The 20,061-nt window shown below is 66.6% G+C and carries 24 protein-coding genes; 11 read left to right on the forward strand and 13 right to left on the reverse strand.

Going from position 1 to position 20,061, the window contains the following annotated elements; translation table 11 throughout:
- Positions 1-17 precede the first annotated feature (17 nt).
- From ruvB to PV773_RS11430, 10 genes are all read right to left on the reverse strand, one after another.
- Complete coding sequence (gene ruvB, locus PV773_RS11385) at positions 18-1,058, reverse strand: Holliday junction branch migration DNA helicase RuvB (RefSeq protein WP_347966446.1); 1,041 nt, start codon at positions 1,056-1,058, stop codon at positions 18-20.
- The gene (locus PV773_RS11390) at positions 1,055-1,459 is read right to left on the reverse strand and encodes a type II toxin-antitoxin system VapC family toxin (protein ID WP_347966447.1); all 405 of its coding nucleotides are present in this window, start codon (positions 1,457-1,459) and stop codon (positions 1,055-1,057) included. Before PV773_RS11390 ends, ruvB begins: the two co-directional genes overlap by 4 nt.
- Positions 1,456-1,737: an AbrB/MazE/SpoVT family DNA-binding domain-containing protein gene (locus tag PV773_RS11395; RefSeq protein WP_347966448.1), complete on the reverse strand. Its 282-nt coding sequence runs from the start codon at positions 1,735-1,737 to the stop codon at positions 1,456-1,458. Before PV773_RS11395 ends, PV773_RS11390 begins: the two co-directional genes overlap by 4 nt.
- A gap of 67 nt (positions 1,738-1,804) precedes the next feature.
- The gene (ruvA, locus tag PV773_RS11400; RefSeq protein WP_347966449.1) at positions 1,805-2,425 is read right to left on the reverse strand and encodes a Holliday junction branch migration protein RuvA; all 621 of its coding nucleotides are present in this window, start codon (positions 2,423-2,425) and stop codon (positions 1,805-1,807) included.
- 13 nt (positions 2,426-2,438) lie between these two features.
- Entirely contained in the window at positions 2,439-2,852 is a 414-nt protein-coding gene (locus tag PV773_RS11405) for a type II toxin-antitoxin system VapC family toxin (protein ID WP_347966450.1), read from the reverse strand.
- Entirely contained in the window at positions 2,833-3,102 is a 270-nt protein-coding gene (locus PV773_RS11410; RefSeq protein WP_347966451.1) for an AbrB/MazE/SpoVT family DNA-binding domain-containing protein, read from the reverse strand. The genes PV773_RS11405 and PV773_RS11410 overlap by 20 nt, the downstream gene beginning before the upstream one ends.
- Positions 3,103-3,218: 116 nt before the next feature.
- Positions 3,219-3,470 carry an AbrB/MazE/SpoVT family DNA-binding domain-containing protein gene (locus tag PV773_RS11415; RefSeq protein WP_347966452.1) on the reverse strand — a complete coding sequence of 84 codons (252 nt, stop codon included), beginning with the start codon at positions 3,468-3,470 and terminating at the stop codon, positions 3,219-3,221.
- Between the two features lie 60 nt (positions 3,471-3,530).
- Positions 3,531-4,052: a crossover junction endodeoxyribonuclease RuvC gene (ruvC, locus tag PV773_RS11420; protein WP_347966453.1), complete on the reverse strand. Its 522-nt coding sequence runs from the start codon at positions 4,050-4,052 to the stop codon at positions 3,531-3,533.
- 86 nt (positions 4,053-4,138) lie between these two features.
- Positions 4,139-4,672, reverse strand: coding sequence for a DUF1465 family protein (locus PV773_RS11425; protein WP_347966454.1), 534 nt, complete (start codon positions 4,670-4,672; stop codon positions 4,139-4,141).
- A gap of 379 nt (positions 4,673-5,051) precedes the next feature.
- A complete protein-coding gene (locus PV773_RS11430; RefSeq protein WP_340037931.1) occupies positions 5,052-5,441 on the reverse strand; it encodes a hypothetical protein in 390 nt (129 codons plus the stop codon).
- A 456-nt stretch (positions 5,442-5,897) separates the two neighbouring features.
- On the opposite strand from PV773_RS11430, the gene PV773_RS11435 reads away from it, so the two are divergent.
- Complete coding sequence (locus PV773_RS11435) at positions 5,898-6,449, forward strand: DUF2269 family protein (RefSeq protein WP_347966455.1); 552 nt, start codon at positions 5,898-5,900, stop codon at positions 6,447-6,449.
- 40 nt (positions 6,450-6,489) lie between these two features.
- Here PV773_RS11435 and PV773_RS11440 read toward each other — a convergent pair whose 3' ends face one another.
- Positions 6,490-8,127, reverse strand: coding sequence for an acyl-CoA synthetase (locus PV773_RS11440; protein ID WP_347966456.1), 1,638 nt, complete (start codon positions 8,125-8,127; stop codon positions 6,490-6,492).
- A 54-nt stretch (positions 8,128-8,181) separates the two neighbouring features.
- A complete protein-coding gene (locus PV773_RS11445) occupies positions 8,182-8,952 on the reverse strand; it encodes a sulfite exporter TauE/SafE family protein (protein ID WP_347966457.1) in 771 nt (256 codons plus the stop codon).
- A gap of 175 nt (positions 8,953-9,127) precedes the next feature.
- Here PV773_RS11445 and PV773_RS11450 point away from each other — a divergent pair, with 175 nt between their 5' ends.
- The 8 genes from PV773_RS11450 (at position 9,128) to PV773_RS11485 (ending at position 16,153) form a co-directional block, all read left to right on the forward strand.
- On the forward strand, positions 9,128-9,778 hold the full coding sequence (locus PV773_RS11450; protein WP_347966458.1) for a thiamine phosphate synthase: 651 nt from the start codon (positions 9,128-9,130) through the stop codon (positions 9,776-9,778).
- Positions 9,778-10,905, forward strand: a complete 1,128-nt coding sequence (locus PV773_RS11455; protein WP_347966459.1) for a tetratricopeptide repeat protein — start codon at positions 9,778-9,780, stop codon at positions 10,903-10,905. The genes PV773_RS11450 and PV773_RS11455 overlap by 1 nt, the downstream gene beginning before the upstream one ends.
- A 106-nt stretch (positions 10,906-11,011) precedes the next feature.
- Entirely contained in the window at positions 11,012-11,578 is a 567-nt protein-coding gene (gene efp / locus PV773_RS11460; RefSeq protein WP_340037925.1) for an elongation factor P, read from the forward strand.
- A gap of 33 nt (positions 11,579-11,611) precedes the next feature.
- On the forward strand, positions 11,612-12,412 hold the full coding sequence (locus tag PV773_RS11465; protein WP_347966460.1) for an inositol monophosphatase family protein: 801 nt from the start codon (positions 11,612-11,614) through the stop codon (positions 12,410-12,412).
- A 76-nt stretch (positions 12,413-12,488) separates the two neighbouring features.
- A complete protein-coding gene (locus tag PV773_RS11470; RefSeq protein WP_347966461.1) occupies positions 12,489-13,178 on the forward strand; it encodes a hemolysin III family protein in 690 nt (229 codons plus the stop codon).
- 195 nt (positions 13,179-13,373) lie between these two features.
- Complete coding sequence (locus PV773_RS11475; protein WP_340037922.1) at positions 13,374-14,396, forward strand: MotA/TolQ/ExbB proton channel family protein; 1,023 nt, start codon at positions 13,374-13,376, stop codon at positions 14,394-14,396.
- A complete protein-coding gene (locus PV773_RS11480) occupies positions 14,397-15,428 on the forward strand; it encodes a peptidoglycan -binding protein (RefSeq protein WP_347966462.1) in 1,032 nt (343 codons plus the stop codon).
- A gap of 323 nt (positions 15,429-15,751) precedes the next feature.
- Positions 15,752-16,153, forward strand: a complete 402-nt coding sequence (locus PV773_RS11485; protein WP_347966463.1) for a hypothetical protein — start codon at positions 15,752-15,754, stop codon at positions 16,151-16,153.
- A gap of 45 nt (positions 16,154-16,198) precedes the next feature.
- Here PV773_RS11485 and PV773_RS11490 read toward each other — a convergent pair whose 3' ends face one another.
- Positions 16,199-16,546 carry a DUF1304 domain-containing protein gene (locus PV773_RS11490; RefSeq protein ID WP_347966464.1) on the reverse strand — a complete coding sequence of 116 codons (348 nt, stop codon included), beginning with the start codon at positions 16,544-16,546 and terminating at the stop codon, positions 16,199-16,201.
- A 137-nt stretch (positions 16,547-16,683) separates the two neighbouring features.
- On the opposite strand from PV773_RS11490, the gene PV773_RS11495 reads away from it, so the two are divergent.
- On the forward strand, positions 16,684-18,168 hold the full coding sequence (locus tag PV773_RS11495) for a carboxypeptidase M32 (RefSeq protein WP_347966465.1): 1,485 nt from the start codon (positions 16,684-16,686) through the stop codon (positions 18,166-18,168).
- Positions 18,169-18,308: 140 nt separating this feature from the next.
- On the forward strand, positions 18,309-19,964 hold the full coding sequence (locus PV773_RS11500; protein ID WP_347966466.1) for an FAD-binding dehydrogenase: 1,656 nt from the start codon (positions 18,309-18,311) through the stop codon (positions 19,962-19,964).
- Positions 19,965-20,061: the final 97 nt, after the last annotated feature.

A 20,061-nucleotide genomic window follows, 5' to 3' on the forward strand; every position in this document is an offset into this window, starting at 1 on the left:
GGCACCGCCTTCTTCCGTCAGTCCTCTTCCTGGAACAGGTTGATCTGCTGGACGGCCAGGTCGCGCGGCATGTCGAGCCCGAGATGCTTCCAGGCATTGGCGGTCAGCATGCGCCCGCGCGGCGTGCGCTGGATGAAGCCTTGCTGGATCAGGTAGGGCTCGATGATGTCCTCAATGGCGTCGCGCGGCTCGGAGAGGCCCGCGGCGATGGTCTCGATGCCGACCGGGCCGCCGCCGAAATTCATCGCGATCATCGTCAGGTAGCGCCGGTCGAGCTGGTCGAGGCCGAGCGAATCGACCTCGAGCCGCGACAGCGCCTCGTCGGCGATGCGGCGGTCGACCGGACCGGAACCGGCCACGGCGGCAAAGTCGCGGACGCGGCGCAAGAGGCGGCCGGCGATGCGCGGCGTGCCGCGGGCGCGGCGGGCGATCTCGATGGCGCCGTCGTCGGCGAGCGGCATGCCGAGGATGCGGGCGCCGCGGCGCACGATCAGCTCGAGTTCCTCGACCGTATAGAAATTGAGCCGCGTCGGGATGCCGAAGCGGTCGCGCAGCGGATTGGTGAGCAGGCCGAGCCGCGTGGTGGCGGCGACCAGCGTGAACTTGGCGAGGTCGATCTTCACCGACCGCGCCGCCGGGCCTTCGCCGATGATCAGGTCGAGCTGGTAGTCCTCCATCGCCGGGTAGAGGATTTCCTCGACGGCGGGGTTCAGCCGGTGGATCTCGTCGATGAACAGCACGTCGCGTTCCTCGAGATTGGTCAGCAGTGCTGCGAGATCGCCGGCCTTGGCGATGACCGGGCCCGAGGTGGAGCGGAAGTTGACGCCGAGCTCGCGCGCCATGATCTGGGCGAGCGTCGTCTTGCCCAGGCCGGGCGGGCCGACGAACAGCACGTGGTCGAGCGCCTCGCCGCGCTGCTTGGCCGCCTCGATGAAGATCTTGAGGTTGGCGCGCGCCGCAGCCTGGCCGACAAAGTCGTCCAAAGTCTGCGGACGCAGGCTGGCATCGGCGTCCTCGCCGCGCTTGTCGGGAGAGATGAGGCGGGTGGGCGTGTTCACGTAAGCAGTTCCATGGCGGGAATCGATTTGGCCGCTATATGGTCGAAGGTGACGGTTCGGGAGCAGCCGAGCTGCAGATTGTGTTCGGCGATGAGCGCATCGGTAAAGTCCACCTGCGGCGCGTTGGCACGCTCCAGTGCACGGACGATCGCATCGAAATCCTCGAAGGCCAGGGTCTTGATCTTGAGCAGCCGGTGTATCGCCGCAAGTGTCTGCTCCTTCGACTGCCTGTAGCGTGACATCAGGGCCCAACTGAACTCGACCAGCACGATCAAGCTGACGAAACCGGGATCGTCTTCGCTCAAGCCGTTGCCGAAGGCGAGCGCCTTCGCCCGCTGGTGCGGGTCGTCGTTCAGCACCATGCGCAGCAGGATGTTGGTGTCGAGGCCGACCTGGGTCACGCGGCGTCCTCGTCGGTGATCGCCTGCTTGCCGAGCGCGTGCCTGCCGACGGCTTCACGCACCGCGGCGTCGATCTCCTCCAGCGTTGCCGGCCCGCCGGGCGGCTCGCCGAGGAAGCCGGCCAGATCTGCGAAGGTCAGGTTGCGCGGCGTGCCGACCAGATGATTGTCGATGACCGTCCAGGCGATGGTGTCGCCCGGCTTCAGCGTCAGGGCGTCGCGAACCTCCTTCGGGATCGTCAACTGGCCCTTCGAGGTCAAGGTGGCTACGCCGCCCATTGGTCTTACTCCTCGCGAGAATACTTACATTTCAAATATAGTAAGGACGGAGGAAATCGACAACCAATCACCGCGCCAGCTCCTTCAGGCCGAAGCGGATCAGCTTGGACGAATCGGCGCCTTCGCCGGCGGTCTTCATCGCGGCGGCGACCGCATTGGCGGCGATGTCGCGCGAATAGCCGAGGTTGACCAGCGCCGACACGGCGTCGGCGACTGGGGCGGGGGCCACGCCTTCGCCGAGTTCCTGCTTGAGGCCGATGGTGCCCGAGGCGGCGCCGGCATAGGCCGGCGCCTTGTTCTTGAGCTCTGTGACGATGCGCTCGGCGACCTTCTTGCCGACGCCCGGGGCACGGCTCACCATGGCGATGTCGCGCAGCGCGATCGCGTTGGCGAGGTCGGCCGGGGCCAGCGTCGACAGCACGGCGAGCGCCACCTTGGCTCCGACGCCCTGGACGTTGTTCTGCAGCAGGCGGAACCACTCCCGCTCCAGCTCCGACTGGAAGCCGTAGAGCCGGATCATGTCCTCGCGCACATAGGTCTCGATGTGGAGTACGGCAGCCTCGCCGGGCCCCGACAGCGAGGCCAACGTGCGCGCCGAGCAATAGGCGACGTAGCCCACGCCATGCACGTCGAGCACGCAGTAGTCCTCGCCGATCTCGTCGACCGTGCCCTTCAACTTGCCGATCATTTGGTGCGTCCCGTCATGGATGGGTGTCAGGTGCGATGATGTCGAGGTCGGGGAAATAGCCGCGATAGCGCGTGGCGTCGCGGGTCAACAGCCGGTGCCCGGCCACCTGCGCATGCGCCCCGATCAGGAAATCGGGCAGGGTGCGGTCGCGGCTTCCGCAATTCTGGCGATATGCGAGATGGGCCTTGCCTGCAGCGAAAGCGGCCTCATAGGGAATCTGCGCCTTGTGGATCGCGAGGCCTGCCAGCGATTCCGCCAGATCCGCTTCCGTCGGAAATCGTACCGAGATTTCCGACCAGATGACCGGATTGACGACAAGGGCGGCGACGCTTCCCTCCCTCACGAGGTTGCTGCGCGACCAGCCGCTTGCCGGGCCGCCTTGGAACATGTCCAGGAAGATGTTGGAATCAACGAGGACCGAGGTCATCGCGCGGCCCCCTCAGCCACTCCATATATTCGTCGGTCGTCACGCCGCCGAGATCGATCGTCCCGGCCACCTTGTCCGCCCAGGCACTGATGGCCTTTGCCCGGCGCTGCCGCGCCTCGTCGTCCTCGATCGCTACCAGCGTGACCACACCGTCGGACACGACAAAATCCACCTCCGAGCCGGGCTCGATGCCGAGCCGGTCGCGGATCTCCTTGGGGATGGTCACCTGGCCTTTTGTGGTCACGCGCATAGTAATACCTCGTAGGTATTACTTACCGGCCGCATGAGAACAAGTCAAGAACATGGCGCCGCGACGGGACGGCCTGCCAGCTGGCGCCGGCAGCGGACCCGTCCCATGGTACGGCGCTACCTCTCCCGGGCCAATGCAGACGGTTCGTCCGCGCCGATCCCCGGTTCGACGGTTCCTTCCAGCCGGTCCAGTATCGCCAGGAAGCGGTCGAACCGGTCGCGCTCGGCAAGCCGGCCGATCTCATCCTTGGGAACGATGGTGATCTTGCCGCCCTCGATGCCGAAGATCACTTCGGTATTCGCCACGATGCCGAAGGTCTCGCGCAGGTCGCGCGGAATCGTCACCTGGCCCTTGCTGGTCACGCGCATGGAATCATTCCTCTTCTTGCCGGCAAGAAATGATTCAGCGATGAGAACAAGTCAAGAACATCAAGCCTGGGCAGCTGCCAGTTCGGCCAGCCTGTAGGCCGGGCTCTGGCGATGATGCGCGTGGCAGATGGCGATCGCCAGCGCGTCGGCGGCGTCGGCGGTGTCGAAGCCGGCCTTGGGCAGCAGCACCTTGACCATCATGGCGATCTGCTTCTTGTCGCCGTGGCCGACGCCGATCACCGCCTTCTTGACGGCATTGGGCGAATATTCGGCGACCGCCAGCCCGGCGCGGGCCGGAACCAGCATGGCGATGCCGCGAGCCTGGCCGAGCTTCAGCGTGGCGGTCGCGTCCTTGTTGACGAAGGTCGCCTCGACCGCGGCCTCATGCGGCATCTCGCGATGGATCACGTCGGCGAGGCCGTCATGCAACTGGCACAGCCGGCTGGCGAGCGCCGCCTTGTCGTCGGAGCGCACCGTGCCGGCGGCAACGAAGCGCAGCGAATTGCCGAGCGCTTCGATGATGCCCCAACCGGTGCGCCGAAGCCCCGGGTCGATACCAATGATGCGAATCGTCTCTCTCATCCGCGAACTCTATCGCCACGGAGGCAAGACGCCAGACAAATGTGAACAAACCGGAAACAATCCCCGTCAAGCGCCGGGGAACCGCGTCAGTTGCGGGCGAAGGCAGTGTTGAGCAGGTTGATCTGGTCGGAGACCGGATTGCTGCGGCGCATCGCCTGAACCGGCACCACGGTGGCGCCGGTCCCGTAGATCTCCTCGTCCATGCGCCGGACCAGAGCCTGCAGCCGCAGCGAACGGCGCACGAGGTCGACGAAATCGGCGGGCAGTTCGTTCCAGCCGGCTGCATCGTCGTGAGCGGAGGCGGTGTCCAGCCTGACCTTGGATTTTTCCGAGGCGACCTGGTCGCGGGTCATCTCGCCGGAATTGGCCGCCCGCTGCAGCAGCAGCCAGGAGGCGATCTGCATCAGCCGTGTCGTCAGCCGCATCGATTCGGCGGCATAGAGGGTCGCGGCAAGTCGCGACAGTTTCTTCGCCTCGACCCGGCCGGCGCCGTCGAGGTACTCGGCAGCCCGCTCCACGAGCCCCATGCCCTCGTTGTAGAGGGGCTTGAAGGAGGGCGAAAAAACCCGCCGCTCGGCGAGCTTGATGGTGTTCGCGCTTTCCCTCGAAGGCTCGTTCATTACTGGTACCCTGCATCCCTGGCTCGCGACCCGCCCGTCTCCTGCGACGGATTCTGCGCGCGCCTGCTCCTAATACGCCAAGCCCGTTGAAAATGCGCTTCCGCTCGGCTGAACGCAAGCGCATGTTTAACAAAGGGTTAACGCCGCGGTTGGCTGGCAACTCCTCCGCGCCTCGCGGCGCGAAAAAAAAGAGCCGCGGAAATGCGCGGCTCTCAGGAGTTTAACAGGGAGGCGTCAAACAAAGTGGCTCCAACCACTCGGTAAGAATCCAGATGACTGGATGCCCACAGTAAAACACTGGAATGCTTAATGGAGCCTTAAGGCTGACGCCCGATTGTCCCCAACTGTCCCGGCACGGCACAATGTCCGGCACGATACCCTAGTTTGCCGGCTGCGATTTCCAGACGGTCGGCAGCGCGATGAACACGAACAGGAACATCGCCGCGTAGAAGCCCATCGACGAAGCCGCGACGACCGGTTCGATCGCCGGGTTGCCGCCGAGCAGGAAGAACAGGCCGACGAGCAGGCCGATGCCGCTCACGGCCGTCAGCCAGAAATGCACCGTCGCCAGCGCCTTGTCGCGGGCTGCCGGAAACAGGTGGTAGAAGAAGGCGAAGACCGACGACATCAGCCAGCCCGCCACCATGGTGTGGGCGTGCACCGGCATCTGGGTGTGATCCTGGCTGATCGACATGTACAGCCCCAGCGCCATGCCGGCCAACGCGTAGATGACGGCTAGCGTGAAGAAATTCCGTGCGACCCCTTGCATACCTTTGCTCCGATTGCCTTTTCCCCCCGCAGGGAATGGGTTGTTGAATGGGCAGACCGCGGCAAGCGGTCGGTACCGGCGCATTTGCACCGGCGATGTTTCCGCCGCATGCCGCGCGATCCTGCGGCTTGCTTCCGATGGTTACACTGGTTGGCGAGGTGGCCGTTTCCTCCCCCACGGCCCGCTGAAGCCGCACCGCGGATTGGGCGGCGCGGCCAAGCATAGCATGACCCGGCCGGCCTTTGCCCCAGCTCTGCACCGGGAATGGGGCTGCAAGAGTGGAATTCCACGGATTTCCGCGCCCGCGCGCGGCCCGAATACGGCCCGGAAACAAGGACGGCCTTCCGCCGACACACTGCCGAAACAGCCCCGGTGCTATTTGCCGCCGCCGAAAATCAGCGGTGCCTGAAGTGGCGGCCCGCCTCTTCGGCCAACCGGATGGAAAGGTTCGGAACGATGGATTTCTATTCAGTGGTGAAGTTCCTGCATGTCATGGCGGCCACCGTCTGGGTCGGCGGCGGCTTTGTGCTCATGCTGCTTGCGGTGCGCGCCGACCGTGCCGGCGACACCCACGGCATGCTGCAGGTCATGCGTTCGGTCGGCGAACTCGGCAACAGGCTGTTCATGCCGGCCTCGCTGGTCACGCTGTTGCTCGGGCTCGTCATGTGCTGGTTCTGGGTCGGTTTCGCCGACCTCTGGATCATCATCGGCCTCGCCGGCTATGCGGCCACCTTCCTGATCGGCACGCTGGTGTTCAAGCCGACGGCCGACCGCATGGCCGCGCTCATCGCCCGCGACGGCGTCACGCCAGCCGTGCTGGACAACGGCCGCCGCATCCTCAAGGTGGCGCGTTTCGACTACGCGGTGATGCTGGTCATCGTCGCCGACATGGTGCTCAAGCCGACGGCATCCGACGTGCCTGTCCTGATGGCCATGGCCGCGGTGTTCGGCCTCGGCCTGTGGGCGGCCTTCGACGGCTTGCGCCCGGCTGCCGCGGCGGCCGCCTGAGACGAGATGCGGCGGCCTCCGGGGGGCGCCGCATCCGTCGTCATTGCTGCCTGGCCATGTCGCGCAGGCGGAATTTCTGGATCTTGCCGGTCGAGGTTTTCGGGATCTCGGCGAAGATCACAGCCTTCGGCACCTTGAAGCGGGCGAGCAGCGAGCGGCAATGCTCGATGATCTCGGCCTCGGTCGCCGCCTTGCCGGGCTTCAGTTCGACATAAGCCACCGGCACCTCGCCCCATTTGTCGTCTGATCGGGCGACCACGCCGCAGGATGCGACCGCCGGGTGCTTGTAGAGCGCGTCCTCGACCTCGATGGACGAGATGTTCTCGCCGCCCGAGATGATGATGTCCTTGGAGCGATCCTTGAGCTGGATGTAGCCGTCCGGATGCATCACGCCGAGGTCGCCCGAATGGAACCAGCCGCCGGCGAAGGCCTCGTCGGTGGCCTGTCCGTTCTTGAGGTAACCCTTCATAACGATGTTGCCGCGGAACATGACCTCGCCGATGGTCTCGCCGTCGGCGGCCGTCTTTTCCATCGTCTCCGGGTTCATCACCGTCAGGTCCTCGAGCGCGGCATAGCGCACGCCCTGCCGCGCCTTCCTGGCGGTGCGCGCACCCTTGTCGAGGCCGTCCCATTCCCCATGCCATTCGTTGACCACGGCGGGACCATAGGTTTCTGTGAGACCATAGAGGTGGGTGACGGCGAAGCCCGCGTCGGCCATGCCCGAAAGCACCGCCTCGGGCGGCGGGGCGGCCGCCGTGTTGAAGGTCACCGTCTGCGGGAACTCGCGCTTGTCCTCGTCCCTGGCGTTGATCAGCAGCGACATGACGATGGGTGCGCCGCAGAGATGGGTGACGCCGTGGTCGGCGATGGCGTCGTACATCTGCCTGGCGCGCACCCAGCGCAGGCAGACATGGGTGCCCGCCTGCACGGCAAGCGTCCACGGGAAGCACCAGCCGTTGCAGTGGAACATCGGCAGCGTCCAGAGATAGACGCAGTGCTTGCCCATGCCGGCGTGGATGGTGTTGGTGTAGGCCATCAGGGCAGCACCCCGGTGATGGTAGACCACGCCCTTGGGATTGCCGGTGGTGCCCGAGGTATAGTTGAGCGAGATCGCGTCCCACTCGTCGTCGGGCATCGACCAGGCGAAGGTTTCGCTGCCCGAGGCGACGAAGGCCTCGTAGTCGAGGCTGCCGATGCGCCCGCCCTTGGGGTAGGGGGCGTCCTCGGGATACTCGGGGTCGTCGTAGTCGATCACCAGCGGTTTCACCTTGGCGAGCGCCAGTGCCTCCTGCATCACGCCCGAGAACTCGCGGTCGACGATCAGGAGCTTGGTCTCGGCGTGGTCGAGCTGGAAGGCGATGATCGCCGCATCAAGCCGCGTGTTGAGCGAGTGCAGCACCGCCCTGGTCATCGGCACGCCGAAATGCGCTTCGAGCATCGGCGGGGTGTTGGAGAGCATCACCGTCACCGTGTCGCCCTTGCCGATGCCCTTGGCGGCAAGCGCCGAGGCCAGCTTCAGCGACCGCTGCCACAGTTCGCGATAGGTAAGGCGCAGGCTGCCGTGGATCACCGCGACATGGTCGGGAAAGGTCTTGGCCGCCCGCTCCAGGAAACTCAGCGGCGTCAGCGGCTGGTGATTGGCGGGGTTCTTGTCGAGGTTGTCCTCGTACTTGCCCATGGCGTTCCTCCCTTGTCGTCCCGAGCCTATTTCACCGCCCCGGCGGGGTCATCCTCACATAAAGTCGCGTACCCCGTCGTAAAGCAGCTTCACCGCGACGAGAGCGACCGTGGCGTAGGTGAAGGGGTAGAATATCTCCGGCTTCATGCGGCGCACCAGCCAGGCGCCGGCCAGTGTGGCGAGCGGCGCCAGGGGCATCAGCGCAAGCGAGGCGGTGAGGTTGGCGGCGTCGAACTGGCCGAGCGCGAAATAGGGGATCAGCTTGATGGCGTTGGTCACCGCGAAGAAGATCACGCTGGTGCCCGTGAGGAGCTTCGGGTCGAGCTTGAGCGGCAGGGTGTAGACCTGGAAGGGCGGGCCGCCGACATGGGCGACGAAGCTGGTGAAGCCGGCGACCGAGCCCCAGAAGGCGCCGGCCGTCCCGTTCGGCTGGGACTTGTGGTCGGCGCCGTGCCGAAGGCTCGCATAGGCCCAGCGCGCCACGAAGGCGATGGCGATGGCGCCGACGATGAAGCGGACCATGTCCACCGTCACCATCGAGGCGGTCAGCCAGCCGATGCCGATGCCGAGAACCGAGCCGGGCAGCATCTGCCGCAGGATCGTGCGGTCGAAGACGCCGCGCCATGTCCACAGCGAGACGATGTCCATGAGGATGAGGATGGGCAACAGGATCGCCGCCGCCTGCACCGGCGACATCGCCAGCGCCATTAGCGGCACGCCGACGAAGCCGACCGCGCCGCCGAAGCCGCCCTTCGACAGGCCGACGAGAATCACCGCCGGTACGGCGGCCGCGTAGAACCATGGATCGAGGAGAAGCGCGGTCATGGAGAGCCCCTGTCATCGCCCCATAGCGGCATTGCCGCCGGTTGGCGAGGGCCGCGCCTGTCTTTTCATATGCTTGGGCCGGGCCGTGCGTCCTGTTCAACGGCGGCACTTTGTTCTATGCCCCAATGCAAACATGTTCGCCCTGCATAGGCGATAGCCATTCGGATCGAGGAAGATGAACACAGACACGCCGCCCAGTCGCTGCCGTATCGTGCTGATTGTGCCGCCGTCCGTGCCGCCGCTCGCGGTTGAGGCGGCTCTCGGCGGCGGCGACGTCGCCTCGCTGATCCTGACGGCCGAAGGTGTCGACGAGGCTTCGTTCCAGGGCTTCGCCGAGAAGGTCGCTGCCACGGCGCGCGACGCCGGCGTTGCAGTCGTTGTTGCCGGGGATACCCGCATCGCCGGACGGATCCACGCCGACGGCATTCACGTCGAGGGCCGCAGGGAAGAGCTGGCCGATGCCATCGAGCGCCACCAGGACCGCCTCATGGTCGGCACCGGCGGTGCCAAGACGCGCGACGACGCGCTCGAGCTCGGCGAAGAGCGCCCCGACTACATGTTCTTCGGCCGCTTCGGCTACGACAACAAGCCCGAACCGCATCCGCGCAACCTGTCGCTGGGCGAGTGGTGGGCCGAGATGATCGAGATCCCGTGCATCGTCATGGGCGGTTCCGACATCGCCTCCGTTGAGGCCGTCGCCGCGACCGGTGCCGAGTTCGTCGCCCTGTCGGCGGCGGTGTTCGGCGATGGCGTCGATCCGCGCGACGCGGTGGCCCGCGCCAATGCGATGCTCGACGAGACGGCCCCGAGCTTCGAGGAACGGTGATGCGGCGTCCGGGCCTTCTCGTTGCAATGCTGTGTCTGGGCTTCGGGCTCCAGCCCGCGGCCGCGGTGGAGGGCGGGCTGCTCGACCCTGCGGATGCCGGCGCCGTGCCGGCGCTCGGCAAGCCTGCCGAGACGATCGACCCGAGCCGTTTCGGGCCCGCCCCGGCGGAGGGAGCGGCACCCGCGACAAAGACGACCCCGGCCGGGCAGCCTGGGGCAGCTCCCGCGTCTCCATCCGATCTCGGAGCCAATCCGGCGGCAAAGACGCCCGACGGCATCGATCCCAACCGCTTCGGCGGCAAGGCCACCGACGAACCGTATGGCGCGTTCCAGCGCGGCCTCTACAAGACCGCCTACAATCTGGGCCTGCCGCGGGCCGAGGCAGGCGACGCGGCGGCGCAGACGCTGATCGCCGAGATACTCTCCCGTGGCCTGGGCATGCCGCGCAACGATACCGAGGCTGCCAGATGGTACCAGCGCGCCGCCGAGCAGGGCGTGCCCGAGGCGCAGTTCCAATATGCGCTATTGCTGCTCGACGGGAAGTACGTCACCCGCGACGAGAAGGCGGCGACCGCGCTGATGCAGGCGGCGGCCGAGGCCGGAAACCGTTTCGCGCAGTTCAACTATGCCCAGATGCTGGTGCAGCGCGAGGCCGGCGAGAAGGGCCTCGTCAAGGCCGTTCCCTACTACGAGCGGTCCGCCGAGACCGGACTTGCCGATGCGCAATATGCGATGGCGCAGGTCTACGCCAACGGCGTCGGCGGCAAGCTGCGCGACGACCGCCGGGCGCGGCTGCTGCTCGTCCAGGCCGCACGTCAGAACTACGACACCGCGCAATTCGACCTGTCGCTCTGGATGGTCGACGGGCGCGGCGGCGACCGCGACCTGAAATCGGCCTTCGGCTGGATGAAGCTCGCGGCCGACAGCGGCAACGTTGCCGCCCGCAACCGCCTCGCCAAGTTCTACATGGGCGGCATCGGCGTCGAGCCGGATCCGATCCTGGCGGGCGCCTGGTACATAGTGGCTCGGCGCGCCGGCCTGACCGATCCCGAAATGGACGATTTTCTGCGCGGCCTCACCGACGATGAGATGAAGCAGGCGCTGGAACGGGCCAACCGCATCCGCTGATTGTCGCCAAAAGCGCGACTTCTCTTGCCTAGAAGGGCATTTTGTGGTCTTGGGAGCGCCGATGGCGCCCCTTCGGCGGCGCAATGCTCTCTTCCGGAATCAAATCATGGCCAAGATCAACGGCAACGAAATCCGTCCCGGCAACGTCATCGAGCATGACGGCGGCCTGTGGGTGGCGGTCAAGACCAACGCGGTGAAGCCCGGCAAGGGCGGCGCCTACAACCAGGTCGAACTCAAGAATCTCATCAACGGCACCAAGCTCAACGAACGCTTCCGTTCGGCCGAGACCGTCGAGCGCGTCCGCCTCGAACAGAAGGACTTCTCCTTCCTCTACGAGCAGGGCGATGCGCTTGTGTTCATGGATACCGAGAGCTACGAGCAGCTCGAGCTGCTCAAGGATTTCGTCGGTGACCGCGCCGCCTTCCTGCAGGATGGCATGATGGTGACCGTCGAACTCTACGAAGAGCGTCCGATCGGCATCGCGCTGCCCGACCAGGTGACGCTGACCATCACCGAAGCCGACCCGGTCGTGAAGGGCCAGACGGCCGCCTCGTCCTACAAGCCGGCCGTGCTCGAAAACGGTGTCCGCGTCCTGGTGCCGCCCTTCATCTCGTCGGGCGAGCGCATCATCGTCGACACCAATGAGATCACCTACGTCCGCCGCGCGGACTGATCTCGTCAACCTGAAGTCCCGAGGGTCTAGAGAATGGCGCGTTCGGCGATCATCAATGTCATGGTGCAGGCCGCAATGAAGGCCGGCCGGTCGCTGGCGCGCGACTTCGGCGAGGTGCAGAACCTGCAGGTCTCGCTGAAGGGTCCGGGCGACTACGTCTCCCAGGCCGACCGCAAGGCCGAGGACATCATCTTCACCGAGCTCGCCAAGGCCCGTCCCGGCTACGGCTTCCTGATGGAAGAGCGCGGCGCCGTCGAAGGCGAGGACAGCCAGCACCGCTGGATCGTCGATCCGCTCGACGGCACCACCAACTTCCTGCACGGCATCCCGGTGTTCTCGATCTCGATCGCGCTGGAACGGCAGGGCCAGATCGTCGCCGCGGTGGTCTACAATCCGGCGATGGACGAGCTCTACACCGCCGAGCGCGGCGGTGGTGCGTTCCTCAACGACCGTCGCCTGCGCGTATCGGGGCGCACCAAGCTCACGGACGCGGTCATCGGCTGCGGCGTGCCGCATCTCGGCCGCGGTCACCACGGCAACTTCCTGCTCGAACTGCGCAACGTCATGGCCGAGGTTGCGGGTGTCCGCCGCCTCGGCTCGGCCGCGCTCGACCTCGCCTATGTCGCCGCCGGCCGCATGGACGGCTTCTGGGAGACGGCGCTGTCGCCCTGGGACGTGGCTGCCGGCATCCTGCTGGTGCGCGAGGCCGGCGGTTTCGTCTCCGACGGAAAGGGCGGCCAGGACATGCTCGAGGGCGGTTCGATCGTCGTCGGCAACGAGCTGATCCAAAAGGCCCTGCTCAAGACGCTGAGGAAGCCGGTCACCCCGCGCTGACCGTCTTTGCCCTTTTGGCTACCTTGCCTACCCCGCCTGCGCCCCGCCATAGTGGGCTCAGGTGCAGGGGCGAGCGATGACGGACAATTTCCGCACGGCCGAGGCTTCCGTGCCCGTCACCGGGCGCTTCGCCCTATCGCGCGCCGAACTCATCGCCGACGGCGTGGTGCATGTGGTCGGCATCGTGCTGGCCATCGCCGCCGGTTCGATGCTGCTTTCCGTATCGGCCTTCCACGCGGCTTTCGGCGAATACATCGCGGCCGTGTTCTTCGTCGTCGCGCTGCTCACGTCCCTGTCGGTGTCGCTCGCCTACAATCTCTGGCCGGTCTCGCCGGCGAAATGGGTTTTGCGCCGCTTCGATCACGCCGGCATCTTCCTTCTGATCGCGGCCACTTACACGCCGTTCCTGGCGCAGTTGCCCGATCGCGTCACCGCCGCATGGATGGCCGGCGTCGTCTGGGTCGCGGCCGTCGTCGGCATATGGGTCAAGCTTTTCCTGCCCGGGCGGTTCGACCGGCTCGCGCTCGTCTTCTATCTCGCGCTCGGCTGGAGCGGCATCGTCGTGGCCCGGCCGCTCGGCGCCGCCCTGCCGCCGGCCACGCTCTGGCTGCTGCTGGCCGGGGGCGTCGTCTATTCCTGCGGGGTGATGTTCTATGCCCGCCACGGCTTGCGCTTCCAGAGCGCGGTGTGGCACGGCTTCGTCATCACCGGGGCAGGTCTGCATGTCGCGGCGATGATCGACCTTATGGTGGTGGCGCGGCTCTGATCGCGCGTCGGCTGCGCGCAAGCGTCTTTCATTTTCGTCACATTTCCGCTTACAGTCTTGGTCCATTGATGCATCGGTCCGATGCCGGGGTCGGCTTGGGCGCGCGATGCGCAAACACTTGGTTCCAGAGCGCCCCTGCCGCCTCCGATCGAGGCGTGGCGCCCTGACCGCGGGGAATTGGAAACCGGGGCGCCGATGGCATTGTTGAAATCACTCGGGTCGGGCAGAGGCTCGGACGTCCTCAGCTACGATCCGCACCGCCTGTCCAGTCCGCAGGTGTTCCTGCTGACGATGATCATCTTCCTGGCGATCGTCGCCTTCATCGCGGCGATCCTGACGCGCCAGATCTCGAACGCCTTCGTCACCAACCCCGGCCTCAACGGCCTGATCATCGGCGTGCTCGTCGTCGGCATCGGACTGGCCTTCGTGCAGGTCGGGCGACTGTTCCGCGAAGTGCGCTGGGTCAATTCCTTCCGCGCAGGCTCCGAGGTCACCGAGCCGGTGCTGCTGGCACCGATGAAGGCGATGCTCAGCCGCTCCTCGTCGATGGCGTTTTCGGCCAGTTCGATGCGGACGATGCTCGATTCGATCGCCACCCGCCTCGACGAGACGCGCGACGTCTCGCGCTACCTCGTCGGCCTGCTCGTCTTCCTCGGCCTGCTCGGTACCTTCTGGGGCCTGTTGCAGACCATCGGTTCGATCGGCGACACCATCCAGGCGCTCGATCCGGGCTCCGGCGACGCCGCCGCGGTGCTCGAGGCGCTCAAGGCGGGCCTCGCCGCACCGCTGCAGGGCATGGGCACGGCGTTCTCGTCGTCGCTCTTCGGCCTGTCCGGCTCGCTCGTGCTGGGCTTCCTCGATCTCCAGGCCGGCCGCGCCCAGACGCGCTTCTACACCGAGCTCGAGAACTGGCTGTCGACCGTCACCGACCTCTCCTCCGACATCGTCGTCGCCGATGCCAAGAACGGCTCGTCCTCCGACGAGATCCGCGTGCTCTCGGAGCGTCTGCGCCACCTGCAGGAGCAGGGCGGTTCCAATCCGCGCGTCGCCGCCGCCATGGCCAACCTCGCCGACGGCATCTCCGGCCTGGTCAAGAACATGCGCAGCGAGCAGCAGATCATGCGCGACTGGGTCGAAGCCCAGTCCGACGAACAGAAGGCGATGCGCACCACGCTCGAAAAGATCGCCGACGCCCTCAAGAAAGAGGGAGTCCACTAAGTGGCGCTGGCGCGCGGGCGGCGTGGCGACCGCCGTATCGACTATTGGCCGGGCTTCGTCGACGCGCTGTCGACGCTGCTGCTCGCCATCATGTTCCTGCTTTCGGTCTTCGTGCTGGCGCAATTCCTGCTCAGCCGCGAGATTTCCGGCAAGGACGAGGTGCTCAACCGGCTGAATTCCCAGATCAACGAACTGACCCAGCTCCTGGCGCTGGAGAAATCGAATTCGCAGGACACCGAGGATGCGCTGGCCAACCTGCAGGCGTCCCTGTCCTCCGCCGAAGCCGAAAAGAGCCGGCTCGAGCAGCTCCTGGCGCAAGGCGCGGGTGCCGGCGACGCGGCCAACGTGCGCATCGGCGAGCTTTCCGGCCAGCTCGACAGCGAGCGCCAGATCAGCCAGCGGGCGCTCAGCCAGGTCGAACTGCTCAACCAGCAGATTTCGGCGCTGCGCAAGCAGATCGCGGCGCTCGAGGAGGCGCTGGACGCCTCCGAGGCGCGCGACAAGGAATCCAACACCAAGATCGCCGACCTCGGCCGCCGTCTCAACGTGGCGCTGGCCCAGCGCGTGCAGGAGCTGAACCGCTATCGCTCCGACTTCTTCGGCCGGCTGCGCGAGATCCTCTCCGACCGCGAGAACATCCGCATCGTCGGCGACCGTTTCGTCTTCCAGTCGGAGGTCTTGTTCCCGACCGGCTCGGAGCAGATCAACGACGCCGGCAAGGTCGAGATGAAGAAGCTCGCCGAGGCGATCATCGAGCTGCAGAAGGAAATCCCGCCGGAGATCAGCTGGGTGCTGCGCGTCGATGGCCACACCGACAACATCCCGCTCTCGGGCACCGGGCGATACCGCGACAACTGGGAGCTTTCGTCGGCGCGCTCGACTTCGGTGGTCAAGTTCCTGATCGAGAACGGGGTGCCCGCCAATCGTCTGGTGGCAGCCGGCTTCGGCGAATTCCAGCCGCTCGACGCCGCCGACACGCCCGAGGCGCGCTCCAAGAACCGCCGCATCGAGCTCAAGCTCACCGAGCGCTAGGTCTGGCGTCGCACGAATGCGGCCAAGAAGCAGCGTGAGCGGCGGTCATTCGTCACGGTGCCCGCCGCTCCGGATCAAGATTTCGTGCGCTGCCGGGATGCCCCAATTGGGGCGGAGTTGCGGCAGCCGGGAGCCGATTGCGGCTGCTGCGGGCGCGCAAACATTATCTTTTCTTAATTAGGCCTGGCTTGGGGCGCGGACCTAGACTCCTCCGGCAGTCCGGGAACCGCCGGCGATGGCCTCCCACCGCGACGCGACGGAACCGGACGGGCTGCTCGGTCCGGGGAGCATCGGCTCCCCGACAATCTTCGGGAGACGCTACCATGCGCTCTTTGACCTTCAGGACTGCCCTCGCCGCTCTGCTCATCTCGACGCCGCTGGCTGCGGCCTATGCGGCCTCTCCGCACGAAGGGCATTTCCGCTCCGTCGAGCGTGACGACCACGGTACCGACGCCGCATCGATCTCCACCTATGTGCCGGGCGGCCAGCTGAGCGCGGTGCTCAACGACCTGCGCGATGCCAACGCCCGCATCGTCTCCGACCGCAAGGCGAAGCTGATCACGCCGGCCGAGGCGCGCTCGCTCGAAGCGCAGGTCGCGGCGGTCCGCAAGGCGGCGGTCGCCGATGCCGCTAGCGGTATGATCCCCGGCGGCGAATACCGTCAGCTCATGGCCCGGATCACCGGCCTGGACGATCAGGTCGGCCGCGACGCCATGCGGGGCTGACGCCTACCTGGTGCAACGGCGCTCCCCGGAGCGATCCGGGGGCGCCTACCAGCCCAGCCAGAGCGCCAGCAGCGCTGCTGCCGCCGGCAGCGTCTGGATGAGCAGGATCTTGCGGCTCACGGTCGCCGCGCCGAACAGCCCGGCGATGGCGACGCAGACGAGGAAGAAGACCTGGACTGCCCGGCCCGCTTCTCCCAGCCCCCACAGCAGTCCGGCCACGAGAAAGCCGTTATAGAGGCCCTGGTTGGCGGCCAGCACGCGCGACGCCTTGGCGAAGTCGGGCTGGAGGCCGAAGGCCTTGTGGCCGCGCGGCGTGTCCCACAGCACCATTTCCAGATAGACGATGTAGAGATGGATGAGGGCCACAAGCCCGACCAGTGCCTTAGCCAGCATTCTTCCCCGCCTTCTTGCGCCGTTCTCCCACCTCACCACACCGGGCGCATGCCGGACAAGCCTGGACCAGCCGAACGGGCTTGCGGCGCGGCCGCGTTTGGTATCCTTTCGGCCCTTTCCCCAACACAGGAGTCGCCATGTCCTTTGCCAAGCTCGACGAACTCGGCCGCAAGCTAGAAGCCTTGGAACACGCGCTCGCCATCCTCGGGGCCGACGAGGCGACCCATATGGCGGTCGGCGGCGGCGCCAAGCGTGCGGAGGCGATGTCGGCGCTGGCCGGCATGCACCACCGCCAGGCCACCGCGCCCGAGATCGCCGACTGGATCGTCGCGGCGGAGAAGGAGGTCCTGAACGCGGAGCAGGCGGCAGCGCTCGCCGAGTTCCGCCGCCAGTACACCAACATGACCTGCCTTCCGTCCGAATTCGTCGAGCGCTTCACCGCGGCGCGGCTGCGCTCGGAGCAACTGTGGCGCGACCTCAGGGCAAAGAACGACTGGGCCGGCTTCGAACCGGCGCTGGAGGGCGTGGTTACGCTGGTGCGCGAGGAGGCTGCGTTGCGCTCGGACGCGCTGGGGCTCGATCCCTACGACGCGCTGATGGAACAATATGACCCGGGCAACCGGACGGCCGACATCACGCCGGTCTTCGCCGACCTGAAGGCGTTCCTCAAGGACTTCGTTCCCGAGGCGCTTTCGGTGCAGGAAGAGCGGCGCGCCTGCAACCCGGTGCGTCCGCTGTCCGGCGTCTATGCCGTCGAGCGCCAGCGAGAACTCGGGCTGGCGCTGATGGCGGCCATCGGCTTCGACCTCACCCGTGGCAGCCTGTCGGTGTCGCACCACCCCTTCTGCGGCGGCGTGCCGACAGACGTGCGCATCACCACGCGCTACAAGACCGGCGATTTCCTGTCCGCCCTGATGGGCGTGCTGCACGAGACCGGGCACGCGCTCTATGAACAGAACCTGCCCCAGGCCTGGTCGCACTGGCCGCTTGGCAAGGCGCGCGGCATGGCGGTGCACGAGAGCCAGAGCCTGTTCGTCGAAAAGCAGCTCGGCCGCAACCCGGCCTTCTGGCGCTGGGCACTGCCGCTGGTCGAACGACACCTCGGCGAATGCTGGTCGCTCGAGGAGATCCTGCCGCATGTGCACCAGGTCGAACGCGGACTGATCCGCGTCGACGCCGACGAGGTGACCTATCCGCTGCACGTCATCCTGCGCTACGAGCTGGAGCAGGAGCTGGTCGCCGGCCGCCTGGCGGTCCCGCACCTGCCCGAGGCGTGGGACGCCAAGATGCGCGACTATCTCGGCCTGTCCACCATCGACAACCCGGCCGATGGTCCGATGCAGGACGTGCACTGGCCGGGAGGCGCCTTCGGCTATTTCCCTTCCTATACGCTGGGCGCGATGATGGCGGCGCAGCAGTGGGCCACGATCGTCAGGCAACATCCGGCCGTCAACGACGAGATCGCCAGGGGCCATTTCGAGACGATCAACGAATGGCGCGGGAAGAACATCTGGTCGCAAGGTTCGCGCTGGTCGACGCCGGAATTGCTCGAACGCGCCACCGGCGAAAAGCTGAACGCGGCTTACTTCACCGCACATCTCAAGAAGCGCTACGGACGTTGAGCAATCCGACAAGATTTCGGAAAGGCGCCGCAAGCACGGCGTCTTTCCGCTGCGGCACCTCGATGCTCCTACTTTCCGCTTGAACTTGTGGCCCATTCCCCGAAACTCGCGTCCAAACCACGAGACCTTGGGAGGGGCAGGTGGCGGAACAGGCGGATGCGATCGTCGTGGGCGGCGGGATCGCCGGGCTCGTCGCCGCGGCCGAACTCGCCGACAGGGGCAGGCGTGTCGTCATCCTCGAACAGGAGGGCGCGAATTCGCTCGGCGGCCAGGCCTTCTGGTCGCTCGGCGGCCTGTTCTTCATCGATAGCCCCGAGCAGAGGCGCATGCGAATCCGGGACAGCCGCGAACTTGCCCTGCAGGACTGGCTGGGCTCGGCGCAGTTCGACCGGCCCGAGGATTTCTGGCCGCGCAAGGTCGCGGAAGCCTTCATCGATTTCGCCGCCGGCGAGATGCGGCCCTGGCTCCATGCGCAGGGCATGCGCTGGTTCCCGGTCGTCGGCTGGGCCGAGCGCGGCGGCGCGCTCGCTCATGGCCACGGCAATTCCGTGCCGCGCTTCCATGTCACCTGGGGCACCGGCTCCGGCGTGATCGAGCCCTTCCTGCGCCGGGTGCGGGATCACGAGGCGGCAGGCCGCATCGCGCTCAGGTTCCGCCACCAGGCGAGCCGGCTCGTCAAGATAAACGGCGCCGTGACGGGCGTCGCCGGCGAGATCCTGGAGCCATCGACCGTCGAGCGCGGCCAGCGGTCGAGCCGCGCCGTGACCGGCGATTTCGAGGTTCAAGCGGGCGCCGTCATCGTCACCTCCGGCGGCATCGGCGGCAACCACGACCTCGTCCGCAAGGCCTGGCCGGTCGATCGTCTCGGCCCGCCGCCTGGGAAGATGGTCGCCGGCGTGCCGCATCACGTCGACGGCCGCATGATCGCGATCACGGAAGCTGCGGGCGGCACCGTCATCAACCGCGACCGCATGTGGCACTATACGGAGGGGCTGACCAACTGGAGCCCGATCTGGCCGAACCACGGTATCCGCATCCTGCCAGGTCCGTCGTCGATGTGGTTCGACGCGCTCGGCGAGCGGCTCGAGGCACCCTTCCTGCCCGGTTTCGATACCCTCGGCACGCTCCGGCGCATCCTTTCGACCGGCCACGACTACTCCTGGTTCGTGCTGACCCAGAAGATCATCAAGAAGGAGTTCGCGCTGTCCGGCTCCGAACAGAACCCGGACCTGACCTCGAAGCGCTGGATCGAGGTGCTGAAGAGCCGCCGCGCCAAGGGCGCGCCGCCTTCGGTCGAGACCTTCAAGCAATACGGCGAGGATTTCGTCGTCCGCGACAGCCTGCCGGAACTGGTCGCCGGCATGAACGCCCTTGTCGGCAGCGACCTCATCGACCATGACCGCCTGTACGCCCAGATCGCCGCCCGCGACCGCGAGATCGACAATCCCTTCTCGAAGGACGCCCAGGTCACCGCCATCCATGGGGCACGGAAGTATCTCGGCGACCGGCTGGTGCGCACGGCCAGGCCGCACAAGATACTCGACCCCGCCAACGGCCCGCTGATCGCCGTCCGCCTCAACGTGCTGACGCGCAAGACGCTGGGCGGCCTGCACACCAATCTCGACGGCCAGGTACTGGACGCGGCCGGCGAGCCGGTCCCCGGCCTCTATGCGGCGGGCGAGGTCGCCGGCTTCGGCGGCGGCGGCTACCACGGCTATAACGCGCTCGAGGGTACGTTCCTCGGCGGCTGCATCTTCTCGGGCAGGAATGCCGGGAGGCGGGTGGCGCGGGACTGACATCCGGACGCTGGCCGAATTCCCGGTGCGGACTTGCCCATTGACCGCGTCCGCCGCTTTGGGATTTTCTGACCTCTCTGACTTTCACATACGAGCG

Origin of the sequence: Mesorhizobium sp. CC13 (genome assembly GCF_039907765.1) — a bacterium.
GTDB lineage: Bacteria > Pseudomonadota > Alphaproteobacteria > Rhizobiales > Rhizobiaceae > Aminobacter.

Bases quoted from the DNA above. Each gene is read 5' to 3' on its own strand.
- PV773_RS11395 (WP_347966448.1), bottom strand. From the start codon at position 1,737: ATGGGCGGCGTAGCCACCTTGACCTCGAAGGGCCAGTTGACGATCCCG.
- ruvA (WP_347966449.1), bottom strand. From the start codon at position 2,425: ATGATCGGCAAGTTGAAGGGCACGGTCGACGAGATCGGCGAGGACTAC.
- PV773_RS11405 (WP_347966450.1), bottom strand. From the start codon at position 2,852: ATGACCTCGGTCCTCGTTGATTCCAACATCTTCCTGGACATGTTCCAA.
- PV773_RS11410 (WP_347966451.1), bottom strand. From the start codon at position 3,102: ATGCGCGTGACCACAAAAGGCCAGGTGACCATCCCCAAGGAGATCCGC.
- PV773_RS11415 (WP_347966452.1), bottom strand. From the start codon at position 3,470: ATGCGCGTGACCAGCAAGGGCCAGGTGACGATTCCGCGCGACCTGCGC.
- ruvC (WP_347966453.1), bottom strand. From the start codon at position 4,052: ATGAGAGAGACGATTCGCATCATTGGTATCGACCCGGGGCTTCGGCGC.
- PV773_RS11425 (WP_347966454.1), bottom strand. From the start codon at position 4,672: ATGAACGAGCCTTCGAGGGAAAGCGCGAACACCATCAAGCTCGCCGAG.
- PV773_RS11430 (WP_340037931.1), bottom strand. From the start codon at position 5,441: ATGCAAGGGGTCGCACGGAATTTCTTCACGCTAGCCGTCATCTACGCG.
- PV773_RS11435 (WP_347966455.1), top strand. From the start codon at position 5,898: ATGGATTTCTATTCAGTGGTGAAGTTCCTGCATGTCATGGCGGCCACC.
- PV773_RS11440 (WP_347966456.1), bottom strand. From the start codon at position 8,127: ATGGGCAAGTACGAGGACAACCTCGACAAGAACCCCGCCAATCACCAG.
- PV773_RS11445 (WP_347966457.1), bottom strand. From the start codon at position 8,952: ATGACCGCGCTTCTCCTCGATCCATGGTTCTACGCGGCCGCCGTACCG.
- PV773_RS11450 (WP_347966458.1), top strand. From the start codon at position 9,128: ATGAACACAGACACGCCGCCCAGTCGCTGCCGTATCGTGCTGATTGTG.
- PV773_RS11455 (WP_347966459.1), top strand. From the start codon at position 9,778: ATGCGGCGTCCGGGCCTTCTCGTTGCAATGCTGTGTCTGGGCTTCGGG.
- efp (WP_340037925.1), top strand. From the start codon at position 11,012: ATGGCCAAGATCAACGGCAACGAAATCCGTCCCGGCAACGTCATCGAG.
- PV773_RS11465 (WP_347966460.1), top strand. From the start codon at position 11,612: ATGGCGCGTTCGGCGATCATCAATGTCATGGTGCAGGCCGCAATGAAG.
- PV773_RS11470 (WP_347966461.1), top strand. From the start codon at position 12,489: ATGACGGACAATTTCCGCACGGCCGAGGCTTCCGTGCCCGTCACCGGG.
- PV773_RS11475 (WP_340037922.1), top strand. From the start codon at position 13,374: ATGGCATTGTTGAAATCACTCGGGTCGGGCAGAGGCTCGGACGTCCTC.
- PV773_RS11485 (WP_347966463.1), top strand. From the start codon at position 15,752: ATGCGCTCTTTGACCTTCAGGACTGCCCTCGCCGCTCTGCTCATCTCG.
- PV773_RS11490 (WP_347966464.1), bottom strand. From the start codon at position 16,546: ATGCTGGCTAAGGCACTGGTCGGGCTTGTGGCCCTCATCCATCTCTAC.
- PV773_RS11495 (WP_347966465.1), top strand. From the start codon at position 16,684: ATGTCCTTTGCCAAGCTCGACGAACTCGGCCGCAAGCTAGAAGCCTTG.